General features: G+C 41.0%; 13 protein-coding genes. 11 read left to right on the top strand and 2 right to left on the bottom strand.

Going from position 1 to position 20515, the window contains the following annotated elements; all coding sequences use genetic code 11:
* The first annotated feature begins 10 nt into the window (after positions 1 to 10).
* The gene (locus tag ACJJI5_RS16745; RefSeq protein ID WP_445354692.1) at positions 11 to 1141 is read left to right on the top strand and encodes a tRNA-queuosine alpha-mannosyltransferase domain-containing protein; all 1131 of its coding nucleotides are present in this window, start codon (positions 11 to 13) and stop codon (positions 1139 to 1141) included.
* 105 nt (positions 1142 to 1246) lie between these two features.
* Here the strand turns inward: ACJJI5_RS16745 and ACJJI5_RS16740 are convergent, their stop codons facing one another.
* Complete coding sequence (locus ACJJI5_RS16740) at positions 1247 to 4270, bottom strand: cellulose binding domain-containing protein (RefSeq protein WP_445354691.1); 3024 nt, start codon at positions 4268 to 4270, stop codon at positions 1247 to 1249.
* Positions 4271 to 5027: 757 nt separating this feature from the next.
* Between ACJJI5_RS16740 and ACJJI5_RS16735 the strand changes: the two genes are divergently transcribed.
* From ACJJI5_RS16735 to ACJJI5_RS16725, 3 genes are all read left to right on the top strand, one after another.
* Positions 5028 to 7109, top strand: a complete 2082-nt coding sequence (locus ACJJI5_RS16735; RefSeq protein WP_445354690.1) for a neutral/alkaline ceramidase — start codon at positions 5028 to 5030, stop codon at positions 7107 to 7109.
* Between the two features lie 844 nt (positions 7110 to 7953).
* Entirely contained in the window at positions 7954 to 11946 is a 3993-nt protein-coding gene (locus ACJJI5_RS16730; protein ID WP_445354689.1) for a DUF6531 domain-containing protein, read from the top strand.
* A gap of 1296 nt (positions 11947 to 13242) precedes the next feature.
* The gene (locus ACJJI5_RS16725) at positions 13243 to 14214 is read left to right on the top strand and encodes a GlxA family transcriptional regulator (RefSeq protein WP_413662727.1); all 972 of its coding nucleotides are present in this window, start codon (positions 13243 to 13245) and stop codon (positions 14212 to 14214) included.
* Positions 14215 to 14277: 63 nt separating this feature from the next.
* Here the strand turns inward: ACJJI5_RS16725 and ACJJI5_RS16720 are convergent, their stop codons facing one another.
* A complete protein-coding gene (locus ACJJI5_RS16720; RefSeq protein ID WP_445354688.1) occupies positions 14278 to 14481 on the bottom strand; it encodes a hypothetical protein in 204 nt (67 codons plus the stop codon).
* Between the two features lie 543 nt (positions 14482 to 15024).
* Between ACJJI5_RS16720 and ACJJI5_RS16715 the strand changes: the two genes are divergently transcribed.
* The 7 genes from ACJJI5_RS16715 (at position 15025) to ACJJI5_RS16685 (ending at position 20458) form a co-directional block, all read left to right on the top strand.
* Entirely contained in the window at positions 15025 to 15276 is a 252-nt protein-coding gene (locus ACJJI5_RS16715; protein WP_444897990.1) for a hypothetical protein, read from the top strand.
* Positions 15277 to 15341: 65 nt separating this feature from the next.
* A complete protein-coding gene (locus ACJJI5_RS16710; RefSeq protein WP_444897989.1) occupies positions 15342 to 15827 on the top strand; it encodes a hotdog fold domain-containing protein in 486 nt (161 codons plus the stop codon).
* A gap of 167 nt (positions 15828 to 15994) precedes the next feature.
* Positions 15995 to 16462 carry a hypothetical protein gene (locus tag ACJJI5_RS16705; RefSeq protein WP_444897988.1) on the top strand — a complete coding sequence of 156 codons (468 nt, stop codon included), beginning with the start codon at positions 15995 to 15997 and terminating at the stop codon, positions 16460 to 16462.
* Between the two features lie 103 nt (positions 16463 to 16565).
* A complete protein-coding gene (locus ACJJI5_RS16700; protein ID WP_444914306.1) occupies positions 16566 to 16964 on the top strand; it encodes an MAPEG family protein in 399 nt (132 codons plus the stop codon).
* A gap of 215 nt (positions 16965 to 17179) precedes the next feature.
* Positions 17180 to 17578, top strand: a complete 399-nt coding sequence (locus ACJJI5_RS16695) for a BlaI/MecI/CopY family transcriptional regulator (protein ID WP_444897986.1) — start codon at positions 17180 to 17182, stop codon at positions 17576 to 17578.
* Between the two features lie 3 nt (positions 17579 to 17581).
* Complete coding sequence (locus tag ACJJI5_RS16690; protein ID WP_445354687.1) at positions 17582 to 19069, top strand: M56 family metallopeptidase; 1488 nt, start codon at positions 17582 to 17584, stop codon at positions 19067 to 19069.
* A 9-nt stretch (positions 19070 to 19078) separates the two neighbouring features.
* Positions 19079 to 20458, top strand: coding sequence for a M23 family metallopeptidase (locus ACJJI5_RS16685; protein WP_445354686.1), 1380 nt, complete (start codon positions 19079 to 19081; stop codon positions 20456 to 20458).
* Positions 20459 to 20515 lie beyond the last annotated feature (57 nt).

The following is a 20515-nucleotide window of genomic DNA, read 5'->3' as shown; positions in this document are numbered from 1 at the left end:
TTACTATTTAATGAAAGTTTTATTACTCTCTGCTTATGATGCGGACAGTCACAAGCGATGGCGTAAAGGGCTGGCAGCGGCATTTTCTGATTGGCAATGGACCGTACTAACCTTACCACCGCGATACTTTAGCTGGCGAATTCGCGGTAATAGCCTTTCCTGGGGCCGTGGGGAAACTGCGCAAATATTGAAGCAGCGTTGGGACCTTATTGTTACAACCTCAATGACCGATCTAAGTGCCTTGTGCGGTTTAGTTCCTGAAATCGTTAGGGTGCCTACAGTTGTATATTTTCATGAGAATCAATTTGCTTACCCAGTGAGCTCTGATGCGTTTCGATCGGTAGAACCCCAGTTGTTGAATATTTACACGGCCTTGTCCGGTGATCTGGTCTTGTTCAACTCTGAATACAACCGCAGTACCTTGTTAGGAGGAGTAAAGAAATTACTCAAGCGCTTTCCTGATTGTGTTCCTCCCGGAATTTGTGAGGAGATTGAAGAAAAGTCGCGAGTTCTTCCTGTGCCAATAGAAGACATCGTTTTTGATAGTGCGAAAACTGAAGAGGCCTTTTCCTGGAGCTCCTGCGCAGAGAGCATTTATGGGGGCGAGATAGGTCAAGATACTTTGATTATCAGTTGGGCGGCCCGTTGGGAATATGACAAAGGCGCGGACCGATTGCTGGATATCCTTCGGGGCTTGAAAGCCAGAAATGTTAAGTTTCTCGTTAATCTAATGGGGCAGTCATTTCGTAATAGCCCTGCTGAGTTTGCTCAAATACAAGAAGAGTTTGCCGACCATTTATTGGTACTCGGGTATCTCGAAAGCGCTAAAGACTATCGTCAAGTACTGCGACATAGCCATATATTCCTTTCTACGGCTTACCATGAATTCCAGGGGCTGGCGGTGATGGAAGCAGCTATTCTCGGTGCGACTCCACTGGTGCCAGATGAACAGTGCTACCCAGAGTTCTATTCCGAGAACTTCTGTTATTCAGACTGTAATGATGCAGTAAAAAAGCTGGAATCAATGTTTTTGTCAATTCTATCGGGTTCAAAATTAAAAAAAGTTGATTTAAGTAATTTCTCAGGGAAAGTGATTTGGGCAGAATATAGGAAGCAGTTCTTAAATCTGGTTCAGAGTTAGGCCGGCTACTATAGAAGGCGGGTTTATAAAGGCTCCCAAAGTTATTGGTGAGTAAAAGCAGCGCCCTGAAAATTTTTAATCAGGGCCTGTTAAGCGAAATCCTAGCTAATTGGATACATGATCTATTGCTTTCAATAGCCCTTTATCTGGGATGTTACTGGGAAGAATACAAGAAGGAATATCTGAATGGCCAAGATTTTTACCATAAAGTAAGTTGCAAGCCATAATCTTGTGGCCCTCAGTTGTAGGGTGTACCGGGTCTCCAGTTGGGACAATATTTTCTTGGTCTGCTAAGAAAATATTTTTGGTATTGGAGGCCTCTGATAGTGACTTCCTGATTTTTTGATTATAAAAGTCCGTACAGTAATTTTTCGGATCTTGTCCGTCTAAATCACTTCGGCGAGGGATAGTTGAAATTACGAATGCAATTTTCTCTGTTGGAATATCTATGCTCTCAAAGTAATTTTGTATTCTATCTGTTATTGATATGCCTTGAATATTATTGGGTGATGATATTATCTTACTAACGACCATATTTAGCTTCTGGGCGGATTCACTATTTTCTTCTATAGGAAGGCTACAATCAATCGCATTATTCATGCTAAGGAAGGTGATGTCGTTAGTCCCGAGCTGTATAGGTATGACAACGCTATCCTCAGAGGTTATATCCCGCGTTAAATTGCAGGCTTGATTAGTGAGCCAGCCAGAACTAGTTTCGCCCTCCATGCACATTTCGCTGAGAAATTGATTGAAGTTCTTGATGGAATTGAGGCAGTTGGTGAAATTGTAGCCTGGGGTGATTTGATGGCCTATCGGATCAAGATAGCAAAGTAAATCGCTGGTTGTAGCTCCAGGTATCCCAGAGTGCCAGTAATTCTTGGTCTGTTGAGACATATCATCAGGGCCTGTTGGTCCAGTGATAGTGCCAATCGTTTCTAGTTGTTTTCCATTGTATTTTAGAATTAGCTGCTCACTGGTAGATTCTTGATCTATAGGAAAGATTGAGTTGCCATCGGCCGCTTTGGCAAGATAGTCCCAGATCTGGCTACGAAATCCGTTTGAATTATAAGGGAGTGTTGTCATACCGTAAGTAATCGAATCACCAATAAACCATAGCTTAATACTGCTACTATCTGAATGTTCATTGGGCTGATTGGGGGGCTGGCTAGGTTGTGAAGGTTCTGTTGTGAGTGTACCCGTGCAGTTGCCAATTATAATTGGTAGGGTGTTTTCTCCAGAGTAATTTGCATTAAACCCAAAAGCTCGGGCCTCTCCTGCCGGAATAGATGATTCACTAGTAACAGTTATAGTCCCGTTACTTTCTGCGACTTGTGCATTCCAGAAGTGTGTGATTGATTGGTTACCTTGCCAGTTCCACTGTAGCTGCCATTTATCAAGAGAAGTCTTTCCTTTATTATAAATAACCACATTTGCCATAAAACCATTCCCCCAATCGTTTTGAACTGTATATTCCACATTACACTGGCCTGAAGGTTCACCGGGTTCTTCCGGTACAGTAGGGGGAGTGTCAGGTTTGGGCTGTGGTGGTGGGGTTTTCGATGATTCAAACCATTTTAAGGCATAGGCTCGAAATTCACTTTCTGACGGAAGGGAGGAGTTTTCCATATAATAGTTATCTAAGAATGCTCTCGCATCCTTATAGTACTCTTGGTGAGTCTTATAAATCTCCTTTTTATTACCATCCTTGTCAATCAGCCAGTAGCCAGTGAATTCACTGATCCAGCTATCATATTCATTGTCATACATTTGCCAGTACAAAATAAATGGAGCACCCCACTGGAGCGCCGTTTTTATTACATTGCGTGATAGCAAATCCTGGGCTTCGCCAGAGCGGGCTCCCCAATCCTTAAACCAGGACTCTCCGTAACCATATTCGCCAATGAAAACCCGCTTTTCAAATGGCAGCCCAGATTTTTTGGGAAGATTTGAGTTGATAAATTCTAGAGCTGAAGTCAACTCACTATGTAGAGTGGCAAAATCTGAATGCTTTTCTTTGGTAGTGAGATCGTAAGCTGAATAAGACACTAAATCTACATTAGTATGGGGAAGTACGGCATTGGTTATCCGTTCTTTGCCCTGTATTGCAGATTCAACCCTATTGACCTCAATATAGTGATATAAGTTAACGTCAGAGTGGGTGATATTTGCTTTGGCATCGTCAATGGCTTTTTGTCGAATATTGATCCAGTCAATTAGACCCTGTAAACGCTTAGGAGGGATAGTTTCCTGACTGTCATCTCTAGTACCATCAGTTTTTTGAACCAGGTTCCAATCGCCTTCCCAATGCCCGATCATGAATGTCTTACCGGAGCCGTTATATTCAGTTAGTAAATATTCAGCCAACGAATAAATTTTGTCATATTGCCAGTTTAGCTCTTCTTCACTCATTCCTTTGTTATCCATCCAGGAACCTGAGTCCTCAACCCAAAACATGTAGATGGAGAAATCCATTTCCAAGACTTGCTGAAATTCTGGTATTTCTTTCAGTATTCGCTTGAATTGATAGTCGAGTCCAGAGTTACTTAGCTCGCTATATAGGCTCGGAGAAAGGGCTATCTTGAGTAAGTTAGAGCCCATTGAGTAAATGGCTTCAGCACTTTCAACAAGTGATCCCTTATCTGTAAATGTATACCTAGGGTTTATCGTTTGAGTGCCTAAAATAAAATTGTATTGTGAAAGGGGGTCTAACAGGTCTCGTGAAGGTGGGGGCGGATCTGGTTTATTGATGGTGTTGTTGCAACTAGCGTTAATATGAGCAGGCTTCTGTTCACCACCCGAGTAGCGAATATTAAAACCAAAAGATTGGGCTTGGCCAATGGGTACTTTTATATAGCCTTGTTTTCCAACTACAGAGATCAGGTTTTCATCCTGGGCTGAGGTAGCATTCCATATATGTGTGACTTCTTGGTCTGAGGGCCATTGCCATGAAAGTTCCCAATCACTTATTGGCTCGGTACCTGTATTACGTACAACCACTGAAGCCATATATCCGTCTTCCCATTCGCTCTGTATCGTCATTTGTACATCGCACTTTTGACCGGCCAGGGATGGTAGGGATAAGAAGGTCAATATGGTAAAAACTGAGAGGGGGAGAAGTTTAGCGTGCATTATATATGTATCTATATGGATTACTGCAGAGTAGTCGGATATTGATAGCTACATAAAGTTCACATATTTATAGTCAGGGGCGTCAAATGCTAAAAGGACCGATTATTAATGTTATTCAACTTCCACCTTATTTCATGTCAAGACAACTTTGAATGTTAAGTACAGGTGTTTGCCTAATTAATTGTTAATTTAATTGTTTTTGTGAACAAGTGGTCAATCTATGGAATATAATTGGAAACTGATTGAGTGCTAATTTTGAATGGCGAAAGTTTTTAACATTTCCTCTCTAAATGTAATTCAAATCCCCTAATCTATCCTTTCTTTACACTCATTTTTAGATTGTACTTGCTTGAATTGTAAATATTTAGGTTTGCTGTAGTTCAGAAAATCTTCGTATATTTAAAATTATTTTACTTTCGACTCTAAATTAACGGATTTATGGCGGGCAATTACTCTGCGGGTGCTACCAAATACAGCCAGTTAGGGTATTCTGAACATGCGTACTAGAGCTGTACTCTCAGTTTTAGTGTGCTGACAGCAGGGAGGTTATGGCTACTATGAGTATTTTTAAAATAATAAAGCCGCTTTTCAGGATGAGATAATAAAAGCCAAGATTACATTGGCTAACTATCTAGAGAGTCGCGTCCGAGTTGATCGGAAGTGGCTTATTCAGGTATCAACTTTCAACGAAAAGGATATGCCTTCACTTCTGTGAACTGGCGAATGTACTCCTGCGTGTATAGATTCTGGAGAAAAAATGAAAAAAATAATTAATGGTTACGTCATTGCTTTAATAGTATTTATTGGAGCTTCTTCCACTGTTAAAGCATCTGATTGGCGTGTTGGTGTTGGTAAGTATGATATAACTGGCCCGGCAGCAGATGTTGGAATGGTAGGATATGGAGAAACGGGGCAGACAACCAAGGGAATTCATACCCGTTTATGGTCCCGCGCATTCATAATTTCTGATAGCTCTGAAAATGAGCGTTTGGTATTCGTATCAGCAGATTTGCAAGGTATTCCGCAGGGCGTGAAGCAGGGTGTCGTAGATAAATTAAAAAATCTCTATGGTAATAGTAAGTACACCGAAAAGAATGTAATGCTGACTGCTACACATACCCATGTTGGCCCTGGGGGGTATGATCATTATGTCATGTTGAATATGAGTGCTCTCGGGTATGCGGAAGATAACTATGACGCTATTGTTGATGGTATTTTTCAGTCAATCGTTGAAGCAGACAGTGGACTAACTCCAGGTGACATCTTTATTGAGCAGGGGATCTTGCTCGATACTAGTATCAATCGAAACCCAGACCCTTATTCAGCAAATACTGATGCAAGCGACTATCAATACGATACCAATAAAACCATGACCCAACTCAAGTTGGTCGATGCCAACAACAAAGCACTGGGAGTTATTAATTGGTTTGCAGTACACAATGTCTCTTTAGGAACAGGGCAGCGGCAACTTAGCGGGGATAATAAGGGGGCGGCGAGTCAGTTGCTCGAGTCTTGGGCTGCCGAGCAGGGTGCTGCAAGTCAATTTACTGCGGCATTTGCTAATAGCAACTTAGGTGATGCGTCTCCGAATATTTGTGGCCCTAGGGATGGATGCGGAAATTCTGAGTATGAAAGTTTGCTTTTATCTGCTGAAAAGCAAGTTGCAAAAGCTCAGTCTCTTTACCAATCAGCTACTGTGAAACTTGAAGGTGGATTAGATTATCGACATCAATATATCTATTTCCCTGGCTATACCGTAGAAGGTGAATTTACCGGTGAGGGGCAAATAGATATTTGTGAAGGTGCTGTCGGCTGGTCATTTACAGCAGGATCAACCTGGGATGGTCCCAGCAATATTGATGGTATTTTTGAGGGAATGTCTGTTGAAAATGAGGGGGTGGATTGGGATAGAGATGTGGGACTATTCGAATCGGCTATTAATGGTTATCCACTTTTTGGCCTGATGAGTGCATTCTCTGCAGCCGCAGTATATGAGGATACTCAGGATGACCCCTGCCAGTACCCCAAACCTACATTTGTAGAGCGTGAGGTAATAGGCCAAGCACTTTATACCCCTTACCTACCTTTCCAAATGTTTCGCATAGGCTCACTTGTTTTGGTCGCCGCCCCGGGTGAAATGACGACTATGGCAGGCCGACGTCTTGAGGCTGAAGTCTTGTCAGCTTTTGAAGGAAGCGGTGTAAACACTGTGGTGATTGCCGGTTTGGCAAATGCTTATTCCGGTTACATAACTACCCCTGAAGAGTTTGATAGGCAGCACTATGAGGGAGCACATACCATATACGGCCCCAATACCCTTGCAGCCTATAGACAGATTTATACCGAAATGACACATGCTATGGTCAATGGCGTAGATATTGCTGCAGGGCCTACTCCGAAAGATCTGTCTGATGACCAAATCATTAATGTAATTGGGGTTGTTTATGATGACAAACGCCTGTGGGAGTCTTTTGGTCAAGTCTGGGATGATGTAGGTACCAGCTACAGTGCTGGCGATACTGTATCTGTCACTTTCCGTTCTGGCCATCCCCGTAATGACCTGAAGACTGAGAGTACGTTCATTGAGGTACAGCGTAAAGTTAACGGTAGTTGGGAAACTTATCTTACCGATGATGATTTGGAGACACGCTTTATTTGGACACGAGATACGGCTATTGATTGTATGGCCTGTTCATTTGCTGAAGGACAGTGGATCATCGGAGATGATGCGCCATCAGGCACTTACCGAATAAAGCACTTTGGTAACTGGAAGAGTGGTTGGACTGGGAAGATTTCCAGCTATTCAGGTAAATCGAGCAGTTTTACTGTTAGCAATTAGAGTTCATCACAAATCGGCTGGATAATCTAGCCGATTTGTATGTCGATACTTGTAATAGACGTGATATGTTCTACCGCTGAATCATTATTAGGTGTTTATTATACATTTGAGCGAATACTATAAATTACGGCAAAAATTTAATAGAGTTCAAGTGTTCTCTTTGAGATTAGTTTATCACCCATAACTTCAAGCTATATTTAATGTCGCTAAATGGTACTTTTTTGTCAGAATATGCTGCTATATATCGCTTGTCTGTGATTTTCTTTCTTTGATCCTAGTCAAATTTACTTGCACTATATGCAGTGTACCCTCCTGTAATCGTTTTCTCCTATCTCAACAATACAAATTAAGTTAGCTTTCACCTAATTTCTAGCCACTCCGAAAGATGGTGGTATGTTAGGTATCTTGGAGGATTGGCCTAGTAGCTATTAGATAGGGATTATAACTATTTCGTTTAGATCATTTGAAAAGTCTTTAAATGTGGATGAATTATGGCTTTCCTATTGGTATAGCTTTTGATGTTGCTATTTTGACTTTTAACATTTTGCTTGTGATATTGAAGACTTGAATGTGAATCGAGAGCTTATTGCTCCCGGCTTTGAAACACGCACTACTAAAATTCACACTCATTGTCAAAATTTTGGACACAGAAACTGTTCTTGGTTCAGGCGATTTTTTAATACCGATGTAAGAAGGCTGAAATGTATTTCTTCGTCTTTTGAAAGAAAAATCGTTCAAGTAGAAATGATTATGTAGAAGATGGGCACCTGGTTTAGGTGCCTCGAATGGATTCGTTTTTTGATGACCGTAGAATTGTCGGTCAGCGGTTGACAGGATTTAACTTTTGATACAGCTCTATATCGAAAACTCTCAGGGCTCTCGTTATGCGGTGAGGCCTGGATGGATATGCCAAACAGGTCCCTCTAGAAAGATTGATGCTGCTGAATTATTGAGGATGTTCGATACTAACACTCTTCAGTTAGTATATGACCAGTACCTTGGCTTATACACAACCTTTGCGCCAGATATAGACCCTGAGCAAGAGCGTCCCCCATCTCAATCGCGATTAAGTAATGTGCCTGGCTATCTTAATGAGCGGGATAAAGCCATTTATCTGGCATTGACTCAGGATCAACTGATTATTGAAGAGGCCCCACTGCCATATTCGGCATTGGGGGATCTACAAACAGAGTTGGTTGCTAAGATTCGTATGGGCTTGCAGCAAATTATTACGCAGGAAGTTGCAGATAAGGCTTTTATTAGCCAGCAAACTGATTGGAGTTGGGTGAAGCGTGTAACAACTGTAAAAAAGAAAGTAAAAGAAACTGACAGTTCTGTGTGGCGCTTATCGATTTGGTCAAAGAGTGCTGTTGATGTTGAGAAGATAGTAAGTCCAGCACGTCAATCATTTGAGTTTAGCTCTGCAGCAATCAATTATGTCTTATATGAAGAAACTCCAGAAGAAGAAGCTGATGAATGTGTAACCTCCCTGTATCGAGGTGTGATTGATGTACTAGGCTTTAATCCCAGTTCTGTTTCAAAAAAGCAGCTCCGCTTGAGTTTCAACATAGCTGAGGTTATTTATAGTGACCCAACTCTTCGGGGAGCAGTTTTTCATTTTGCCCAGGACTGCATCAAAACACAACATAGCTTGCAGCACACAAACTTAACTGCAAGTGGTACTTTTGAGATCATTTTGACTATAGCACTTGCGGCATTGACTGAGGGAGATGTAGCTATAACATCCTTAACTAAGAATAAGCGCTTAGTGAATGCTTTCCGTAATATTGGCGATTTAATGTTTGATTTTGCCAGGACAAAAAAGCAAAGGAAAATACTTGCTAAAAATTCAGGATATTCGACAGTAGGCAAAAGCACTGCTGTATCCGGAAAGAAAACCCCCAAAATAGCTGCACCCCGAAAAAATAGTCGAAATTTAGTGCAAGTCAAAGTGGGTAACGAGCTGCGAGAAAATAAAAGGGGTAGTGAACAAGCTTTCACAGTGCCCCATGATGTAAAGTCTGAATTTTATAAGATAAATTGTGTCAGGGATTATTCATATGATACTGATAACCACATTAGCGAAGTAGGTGAAAATTATAACTCCGATATATGTCAGAGCGATAATGTTACTGGTGAAGTAACTAGGTCTGTAAATCTAAAAACTGGAGAGGTTCAGTTTACTTTAGAAGATTTGGTATTGGAGGGGGCACTACCCTTATCGGTAACTCGTACCTATCGCAGTAGTAATTCAAGAAATTTCGGATTGGGTTGTGGCTGGACTCATACATTTAGCGAGCGCTTGGTTTGGCGTCCAGGCAAACCCATACTCTTCTTTGATTCTGAAGGTAGAATAATTAGCTTGCCAGCTCCCGGAAATAGCTCGCGCAGTCATAATATTTATGAGAGATTAACTCTCACGCGAGTAAACGATGAGCATTGGATCATTACGACATATGGAATTTCCAATGGAGTACAAAGACATTTTAAAGCTACTGGTGAAACTGGTGCGTTAAAGCTCGCTGAGATTCGGGATGATAACGATAACTTTTATTTATTCAACTACTCAGGGGAGTATTTAAGATCGGTCGAGAGTAGTTCCGGTGAGATTTTATACATTAGCTCGCTTGATGAATCTCCTGAAAGTCACCTTATAAATACTTTGACAAAAGAAAATAATTCGGGAAGTTCTGAAGTAGTAGCTCAATATGTCTTTGATAGTGAAAATAATCTGACTGAAGCTGTAGACAGTGTTGGCAATAATGAAAAGTATGTTTATCACAAAGGCCTTATTAAACAAAGAACTTTAAAAACTGGTTATAGTTTCTATTTTCAGTGGGATGCTGAGGGTAGTTCAGCGCATTGTATACGGCAGTGGGGGGACCCTATTGACGAAAAAGCTGCTTACAGTTATCAATTTATCTGGGAGGAAAGTGGTCACGGAGCAACGATGTGTGACACGAGAGGGGGGCGGCAACGTTTTCACTTCAATAATCGCGGATTACTCACGTTCCATCAAGATGCTGAAGGTGGAGAAACGTGGTATGAATACAGCGATCTAGGTCACGTTACAAAAGTACGGCTACCCAGTACTGATGGGACTATACGTGAGGAGTTATTCCGATATGACAATCAGGGTCGCTTGACCGAGAAGATAGATGTGGCCGGTAATAATTATCAAATTGAATATAACAATGAAGGTCTCGCCACAAAGTATACTGATCCATCAGATAGCAGTTGGCAGTATAGTTACAACAAAAAAAGACAGCTGGTGCTAGCTGAAGACCCGCTCGGCAACCAAGTGAAATATGACTATACCTCTGCTGGCATGATTAATTCTATTAGTGACTCATTAGGTAATGTTACGAGTTATCTGTGGGGAAGCAGCAATAAGCTATTAAGAATAAGTTGCCCCTTCGGACGATCTATTGATTGTAGATATGATGTTGATATTCGCACGGAATTGTTAACGCCTGCTGAGACGAAAGAGGCTTCTTGCAAGAATGAGGATCAGGGTCGGATCAATGTTAAGGTTGCTCAAAAAGATACAGATATTCAGTGCAGATTTAACCAGCATGGATTAGTTTCAGAAATATTAGATAAGGATGGGAATTATACGCGTTATTCTTATAACGCACTCCATCAAATAAAGAGCAAGACTAGTTCCAGTGGCAGTCAATTAGAATATCATTATGATGGAGAGGGCAATTTAATTTGCCTTATAAATGAAAAGGGTGAGTGTTATCGGCTGAAATATGATCTCAATAATCGATTAATAGAAGAGGAGGATTTCTATGGTCGTGTTACCCACTATGCATATAATGTCGCTGGCCACTTAGTAAATTCTACGGAAGTAATTGCTTCTCAATCAGGCATTGGTACCGATATCTACTTTGAACGTGATTTGCTGGGCCAGTTAATAAAAGAAACTACGCTAGAGGGCGTTAATAGCTTTAGATATAATTGCCTAGGGCAACTGATCGAAGCTAAAAATAATTACTGTAGTCTGAAGTGGGAATATGATGCTAGTGGTCGTATTGTAGCGGAATGGCAAGATGATAGTAAGCTCAGTTATAAGTATGATATTTTAGGTAATCTTACGGCAACTTCACTATCCAGAAAAGAAGATGTTAAATTTATCTTTGATCATTCTGTGGAATCTGAGAATTCACCCTTCTCCTCAGTAAATGGAAATTTCAATTCTTTGTTGATAAAAACAACCGAAGGGTTGAAACCTCTGGACAATTATGATCCTCAGGTTTATGTGCAAGGCTTTATTGTCAGTAAGTTTGAAAGGCCAATTGATACAGTTACAAATATTTTGAATTTATTGCCGAATAGTAGCTGTTCACTTGCCAGAGTTAATCATTCCGGCAAGGTTAATAAAAATATCTTTAATGTTCATAACTTTTGTAAGAGTGATTCAGATCAGCTTCTTGCCTTCTTAATTTATGACCCCGCTGATAGTCTCCTAGGTAAGCTTAACTCGACGAGTAAGGTTGATAGTCAGATTCCTGGCAAAGAAGTTATTGAGAATAGAATCGTTGATAATGGCAATATATCCCGTGGTTATACCTCTTCTACAGGTCGTGTTGAAGAAGTTGGAGGGGAGGGGGCACAGAGGATTCGATACCATTATAATTGTCAGCAAAAGTTGATAAAAATAGAAAATCTAAAAGTAGAAAAAGGTGTAGAGAAATTTCAGGATGTGATTCGGTATCAATACGACCCCTTGGGGCGATGTGTAAGAAAGGAAAATTATGATGGTTGTGTCAGATTCTTTTGGTCTGGTGATACGCTTATTCAACAGCTTAAGAATGACGATCAAAGTAAATGAAGTATTATTTCGTAAAGGCTTATAAGTTGTCTGTGATATAGGGGGTTAACTCGAAAGCTTGAATACGTCAATTTGCGTAAGTTTTTACAGCAGTATTGCATTTTGAGATAAATCATATTCAGTGCTTCTTTACATGAAGACAAGTTGCTGTCCTTTTTAGCTTATATAAGTCTATGCGGGTTAAATTGCTAGATAGGGCTTTCGGCAACATAAAGGGCAATAGCTTTAGTGTGTTATTTTCCATAAATAATGAAAACTCACTTTCTGAAGTCTTGGCTATCCTGCCAAGGTTGTCGGTAGTCTTTGCTTATCCGCCCTGGAAATAGCAGATTACCATGCGTAGTCTGAAGCCTATCTATATTTAATAACCCTCGAAAGTCCCAGCTATGGGGCTCAGCACCCAACCGACTGTAACAATATGTTAGAGAGCTTACTAAGCCTGAGGTTATTTGAGTCGATAAATTATTTAAATTTCTATGAGATCATCAATATTTTGATGCTCATATGAGCGAATAAGTAAGTGGTACGGCGGTGCACTTCTTGCGGGCTTTTAGGTCGTTATACGATAGAGCGAAGGCTTTAGGCGATAAATGTGAGTTTCTTTTGTTTCTTGCCTTGAATCAATTCATATTATCTGAGATGAATAGGACTTTAGATATTTACAGCTCCTTTTATTAGGAATGATTATCTTTTTCCTTTAATGGCGTTAGGTCTTTGAAGCGGCTCTTCTGTTGATGTGGCTGGGTAGTGTTTCTTTGTTGTAATTATTGGCCGCAATCAAAGTTTATTTGGCAGGATGCAGGGCTGTTTCATATACGACTATATATTCCGAAAAAAAATATCGTTATTACTTTACAGAATAGAAAAAGCTGGTACCTTAGGGTCAGGATTGCTTAATTATACAGGATTAACAGTTTGTGATATTGGTTCTGAAGGTGCCTTATTAAATAGCATTTTTATGTATATGGATGATGAGAGTATGGCTGATGGATAGTGTGTTTGCCTGTAGTCTCTAATTGGGGTAAGAATCATCGTGTGATCAATTCTCACTATTGGGTAGTAGCCACCTGGTATATTACTCAGATCAAGTGAAGAATTAACTTATTAGTAGTGTTTCCAGTTAATCTGGATTTTATTTAGGTTTTATTCAGCTTCCGCTATGGCGTTTTTTCACCTTCCTCTGAGGTGGTTGGGCTACCCAAGATAGTATTCCTGAAGTTTCTTTTAATAAGTTAGTAATCCGCACAGTGATTTTTGAGTTTGGTATATAGTTTTACGCTTATTCTGCAATTTAAAATGAACTGTAAAAAGAAAGTATCTATCGTATTTTACCCTGGGGCACACTCATTAGATGTAATGGGGCCCGCAGAAGTGTTTTCGCTGGCAAATCAGCAGCTAAAGGATAGGGGCTTTAGTTGTGATGATCAGTATGAGGTTGAATTCTTAGCCGAAGATGGAGATACCAAGGAAATCTCATCAGGTTTAAGGATATGCTCAGATAGATGTTTTACTGATTCAAGAGGAATTCATACTCTCCTTGTGAGCGGTAATCTTAATGCTGCTGATGATTTGAATATCAGTGAATGTTTGAGTAGATGGCTTTCTCTTCAGTCTGGTTTAGTTAAGCGTATAGGCTCTATTGGCAATGGAGCTCTGATTCTCGCAAAAGTAGGTTTGCTAAATGGTCGGCGTGCCACTACCCATTGGAGATATATTGATCAGCTGAAGAGATTCCCAGAAGTGGATGTCGATTCAGAATCTGTATTTGTCAAAGATGATCATATATATACTTCTGCAGGTGTTAGTGCGGGGGTTGATATGGCTTTGGCAATGGTAGAGGATGATTTTGGTCGGGGTATTGCTTTAGCTGTTGCTCAATTAATGGTCTTATATCTCAAGAGAGATGGAGATCATAAACAGAGTAGCACTTATCTTATGAGCCAGTTAAAGAGTGATCGTTTTTTAGAGCTGGTGCAATGGATTCATAGTAATTTGGATAAAACTTTATGCGTTAATAGTCTCGCGGAAAAGACATCTATGAGCCCGAGAAACTTTGCTCGCTGCTTTACTCGGGATATGGGAGTAACTCCAGGTCGATTCGTTGAGAAAATTCGCATTGAAAAGGTTTGCCAGCTTTTAGCAACTCAAGCGTTAACACAGGAGCGTATTGCTACTATCTGTGGTTTTAAGTCTCAAGAGCAGCTTAGAAGGGCATTCCGCCGAAATAAGGGTATGTTGCCGAGGGAATACCGTCGAAAGTTGTCGTGAGATAATTTATGGGACAGTCTATTCGGTGGGGCTGTCTCATTTTCAGAAAAGATATTTTTATCCTTAGTTACAAGATATAGATAACATTTTTATTAGAAACTTCTGTTCTTCTTGCCTTGCCTTGCCTTGCCTTGCCTTGCCTTGCCTTGCCTTGCCTTGCCTTGCCTTGCTTTGTGCTGGTGCCTCCACTAGATTTGCACCTGAGTAAAAAATTTTTAGCTGGCTTTTATTCTTATATGATAATTTACACAGCTTGGTTCTCTCCATTATATATCCTTACTAGGGCTGACCGAGTCGGTCCCATGAATAGGAATTAAATTTTTGTGTTAACTAGAAGCTCTAATCTTCGCGGGTAGAGTTTGAGCTTCTCGATCTCTATTAGGACCAGGCCGGTAGCAATTGGTAAGTGATATAGCCATAAAATTATATCCCGATATCTATATAGGTGTGACGAAAAAATAGTGATAGATTTGTGGCTAAATAAAATTAGACTCATGAAAAGGAGTCCTTTAGTGGTGTAGATATTCTGGGAGTCCAATATTGTTGGTGCGCTGTGGACTTGCCACGATACCCTTTGTAGTATTAAATTTCTGAAAAATGTTTAATACCCCCTTAATTATGGTGGACTTATTGTGATAATTAGGTGTATTAGAAATGGGTAAAGTAAGTGCCGCAGTGAGAAGTATGGTCAGAATACAATCTAAGATTTTCTAGTCTGATAATTTTCGATATCTATTCTCCAATATTAATTGACATATAACTAAGTACTCAATCTAAATTTTTTTGTGAAAGATTGCATGGGTAAATTTTTTGAACATCAAAAACAATCTTTCAGGGTGCGTAGTGGCGATTTTCATTAAGTATGTCTTTCAGCTTGCAGATATAGTTACTTTACCTATTAATGGATATGCTTTTAAGGAATACAAATTATTAGCTCTAGCCTTATTAGTTGCACTCGCTTATGAACCAAACCTCCTCTTGGGCATTTCTGCACTTGGAATAGCCTATGTCAATAAAACTGATAGATCTGATTATCCTGGACTACCGGAAGTTGATATATAGTGGCCTAAATAGCTTAAGACCGTCCATATAGAGTGGCGGTTCGATGTATAGGATGGAGAGGTAAGGTGGACTATCAATCTTCTAAAAGCCCGGTACTTAATCTTTGGGGGCGATTTGGCAGCTCGGCATTGGGCCGCTGGCTGGTATCTAAATTAGTGGCACTTAAGGCACCGTATTTTCGTTCAATCAAGCCACGTTTCTTGGAATTATCACCGGGTAAAGTGGAGGTTTTACTGAATAAGCGTTGGAGCGTGACAAATCATATCGGTACTGTACACGCTATCGCTATGTGTAACGCCGCTGAATTGGCTGGCGGTGTTTGTTTGGATGTGTCTTTGGATCGACGCTTTCGCTGGATACCAGTAGGGATGGAAGTCAAGTACTTAAAGATGGCGAAGACTAATCTGCGAGCCGTTTGTGAGTATCCAGGGTATAAAACCATCGAGGCTGGCGATGTTGTTATGCCTGTGAGCGTTATTGATACTAATGGAGAGGAAGTATTTCATGCCGATATTACCATGCGTGTATCAGAGCGCCCCAGCGCGAAGTAGTAGAGCTGTCATTTGAGGTCAATTCTTGGTGTGTTTACAAGGGGAATTGCCTTACTTTGAGCTTGAATATGGAGAAGAGTATGCCGGCTGGGAGACGATGAAGTGTGCTCTACTCATAAATCTCGTAGAATATTTCTCTGTTCAGTCTTGATGTATTTGGAGGGTTTATGAGATTGGCTTGGCAGATAGAAAAGTCGACATGCCTCTTTGGTGGTGAAAATAAAGCTGCTACGGAGCATGAGTTACACCGATCGGAAAGTACTGCCTTGGCGACTGATGACATTTATCAGGACCTTTCCGAAGTATTACAGCTCGCAATTTCCAAGCTTGATGAAAATGTAAGTGATACTTCTCTGTACTTCCTGATTAGTTGGGAGTCTGTATCTGCTTCTATGACGGTATCTGTAGTTGATGATAGTCGGAGCAATGACTCTAAAGTAGTTGTGCACTGTCACTTTGCTGGACTGGCTTCCCAATATGATGCTGAGCCGAAGAGGCAGGAAGCCTTGGTTAAATGGTCGGATGAACTTAGGTTTTGGTGTAAAGAGTATTTATCTACTGATCAAGGTTTTTCACAGTTTTCTCTGGTTGCATTGTTCGCGGCAGGCTCCAGAGATACTGCTGTGATTCTTTAAAATGTAGCTGAAAACGATGCTTATATAGTGTGAACAACTAGGGCGGGGAGGCGAGGCTTAAAATGCCCTCCCTGTACAAATAACATAGGAAATGGAGATTTCTATGAATGTTTACTATTTGTGTATTGGGCTCTTAGCGGCATTATCCCTTCTGCTCGGCGCCTTGGTTACTGTTGGGCGCGGTAAGTATGAGGTTTTAGTTGGGCATTCTTTCGACCCCGATAATACTCTGCACAAATGGGTAAGGGCCCATGCAAATACAGCAGAATATGCTCCCCTTTTGATGGTACTTATTTACTTAGTGAGCTTAGGGCAGTCTTCTACCTGGGTTTGGTGGTTTGTTATTCTGCTGACCGCTTGTCGATTTCTTTTTGTTGCAGGCATCTTATTTCCCTCCACTATGGCAAAGCCTAACCCAATGCGCTTCTTGGGTGCCGTAGGCACTTATATCTTTGGATTGGGGCTTTGCTTGGCGCTGGTGCAGCAAGCCCTGAGGCTTTGAGTTGGTTGCAAGCGCTTTCAAACCTTATATTGGTTGGTGCTTAAACTGATCAAAATCGATTGGTCTATCGATAGCTTTTAACTTTTTGCCAGCCGGCAAGAACTGTTTACGATCCTGGCTGTATAAAAAACAACCTAACAAGTTTCCCTGCAGGGTGGTTGACCGAATGCGACACTTGTCGCACACTAGCCCTGACTGTCACACGGGAAGATAAAATGAAAAAGGTAAAACCGTCCCCATCAGAACTTGCGCTGTTGAAAGCCCTTTGGAGGCGAGAACCGCTGAGTGCCAGAGAGTTACATGATCGGGTGGGACCTGAATTGGGTTGGTCATACTCCTCTACTCGAAAGACACTAGATCGGATGCGGGATAAGTCGTTTGTGGCTCAATCTGAGATCCATGGAATCCATGTTTATAGGCCTGCGATTGAGAAGGTGGAAACTTTGGCGTCATATGCAAAAGATTTCGCTGAAAGAGTATTAGAGCTTGATGGTCCCCTTCCTGTGTCGATGTTTGCTGGCAGTAAGTTAATGAGTGATAAGGATATCGAGGAGCTTCAGACAGTGCTCGATTCCTGGCCAGACTCTGAGCCGGTCAACAAGGATGGTGAATAGGCTATGGCCGAGATAGTCTCTACAGTTCTACCATTTGCACTGGATTTTCTAGCTACTTCTTTCTTCTCAATATTGTGGGCGGGGTTGGTTTTTATTGTTATTTGGCTGGCAACAGCTAGAAATAAAGGCAGCTTTAATGCGATATACCATTGGCGAAGTTTCTGGTTGTGTGCAATGGTTGCTGCCGGTTCCCCATTTTTTCTTGCGCAATTGAGCGACCAGTTAACGTTGGGTATTGCTCCGGATCTGAATTTTGAATTACCGCCAGCTTATGAGGCTACCTCTATACCACCAATTAACATAGTTCTGCATGAGTATGTATCGACTTCTTTGAGTTCTGTTGAATTACTGGCTTTTCTTTGGTTGCTTATATACCTGTCCGGGGTGTTTTTTACCTTATCTAAAGTGGTAGTGAGCCAGTTTTTCTATGGCAAGAAATTGCGTTTAATAGCAAATAATAAGCTTTCTGTTGTTAAATTTGACCAGTTTTTTACTTCATCTCAAAGTGATTTTCTAATCGGAAGTAAAACTCAGGTGTTTATAACACACTCAACGATTACACCATTTGTGATGCAGCTATTCAGTCGTAAATTGGTGCTTCCCTCCTATATTTTATCAATGAATGAAACGGAGCGTCATCTAATCATTGAGCATGAAATTATGCACTTGAAAAGGCTTGACCCCTTGTTGATTCTGATTGTGCATATATTTACTTGCATCCTATGGTTCAATCCCTTCTTAGGTTGGATGAAGTCTCGATTCAGCTGGGCGATAGAGTTGGGGTGCGATCGCGAAGTTCTAAAGTCATGTAAGCGAAAATTGCACCGTGTTTATGCACAAGCAATGATTGACACTCTTCGACGGAACTCTTCACAAAGAACAAGTGACTGGGTTGTAGCTTTCTCTTTCTCTGGTGGTACGAGTCAGGCTCCTTTTTTCCGACGCAGACTTTTGAATATTATGGAAGCCTCAAGGGCGGGGGCTAATAATGGCGAATTAGGTGTCTATTTACGCGCTATGTTTTTCTGCAGTTTTTCAACCATTTTAATACTCGGAGGGCTACTGCTAAAACCGGGATTAACAATGGCTTCAGTGGAGATTACCAAATTGACAGTCCCGGTTGAGAGTGCCCGTATTAGTAGCCCTTTTGGTGATTTCAGTAAAATTCGCAAAAAACCCCATGAAGGTACTGACTTTGCGGCACCGATTGGTACTCCGGTGGTTTCAGCTGAAAGAGGTGTTGTAATAGTCTCTACTGATGATTATAAGCATAAAAATTATGGAAAAATCATAATTATTGATCATGGTAATAATACGAAAACCCTGTACTCCCATTTAAATCAGCGGGAGGTTGAAGCAGGGCAGTCAGTACGTGCCGGCCAGGCGATAGGAACTGTGGGTATATCAGGGCGTGTAACAGGGCCACATCTTCACTTTGAACTCATCAAAGAAGGCAAGCGAATCAACCCAGACACTTTGCTTGCGAAGTAAGGGGGGAGTGTGATTTATTACTTAAGAAAAGTAGGGTTACCAGTGAGGCGATTAACTATTTTCTTTCTGATCGATATCTGGAGGATGGCTTTGTTGCTGGTTCTTTTGTCGATTCAATCACTGGCGATAGCAGGGCCGTTATTGGAAAACCATTCCAATGTTAAATCGGTACAATATGATTTATCTTTTACACTGCCCCTACTCAATGATCTATCCTTGGTACATCAAGATGAAGGGATGCAGCGTAGGGAAGTGGCCCCTCCATATAGAGTTGAGAAAGAATATCTAGAGCGCACAAAAAAAGTTCAACTAGCTAAAAACCAAGGGGTTTTATCACTATTGGTGGATAGTGGAGTCGATCGTGCAGAAGCGTATAAAATAATTCAGGCTTTGTCGGAACATGTCAATGTCAGTATCCTACCAGTTGGTAAGGAATTTAACTTAACAATAGATACTACTGGAAAGCTTAATAAGCTTACCTTGGTTGTTGGCTTTGCAGAGAGTTTGGAGTTGGTTAGACATGGAGACAATTATAGAGCTAATCAATTTGAATCTCCTGTCGATGCCAGGAAATACTACGTTAAAGGTGAAATTTCGGGCAGTTTATACCAAAGTGGAAAAGAGTCTGGCCTATCTAATTCTGTGCTCACAAAACTAAATGAAATATTTAGTTATTCCGTAGATTTTCAACGGCAGATTCGAGCAGGTGATCAATTCTCTGTTTTCTATGATACCTTGTTCAATAGCCAAACTGAAAAGGAAAAACTAAATAGAATTTTATTTGCTGAGCTTATTCTTAGTGGAGAAAAAATAAGTTTATATCGGTTTTCTACTGAGGGGCCTCAGGGGGTGGATTATTATTACCCTGATGGCCAAGGCTCTAGAGGGTTTCTAATGCGTACTCCGTTAGAGAATGCAAGGTTGTCATCTTATTTTGGGCGCCGCAAGCACCCAGTCCTAGGGTATACTCGAGTACATAAAGGTTTGGACTTTGGAGCCCCTTTAGGCACGCCGATATTGGCTGCAGGTGATGGTATTATTGAGCGAGCTTCTTATTTTGGTAGTTTCGGCAACTATATTCGTATTCGCCATGGCTCTGGGATAAAGACTATTTATGCGCACCTTAAGGGGTACGCGAAAGGAATTAGTAAAGGGGGAAGAGTAAAACAAGGGCAGGTAATCGGTTACCTTGGCGCTACAGGTCGTGTGCAGGGGCGTCACTTGCACTATGAGATTCATAAAAATGGTACGGCTGTTGATCCATTAAGGCTTGACCTCCCTATTAGTAAGGGGCTGGTAGGAGATTCTTTAAATCAATTTTCTCAACAGGTTCAAAAGATTCAAGATGAATTGATAAAGTACGCTCAACAAAATCAGTTTGATTCATAATTAAGCTTTTTTATTTCTCTCTCACCTTATTATATTCAGGGTTTAACTGACTTACAT

Source organism: Microbulbifer maximicatervae (SeqCode), from assembly GCF_052467955.1.
This window is presented reverse-complemented; position numbering and strand designations above follow the sequence as displayed.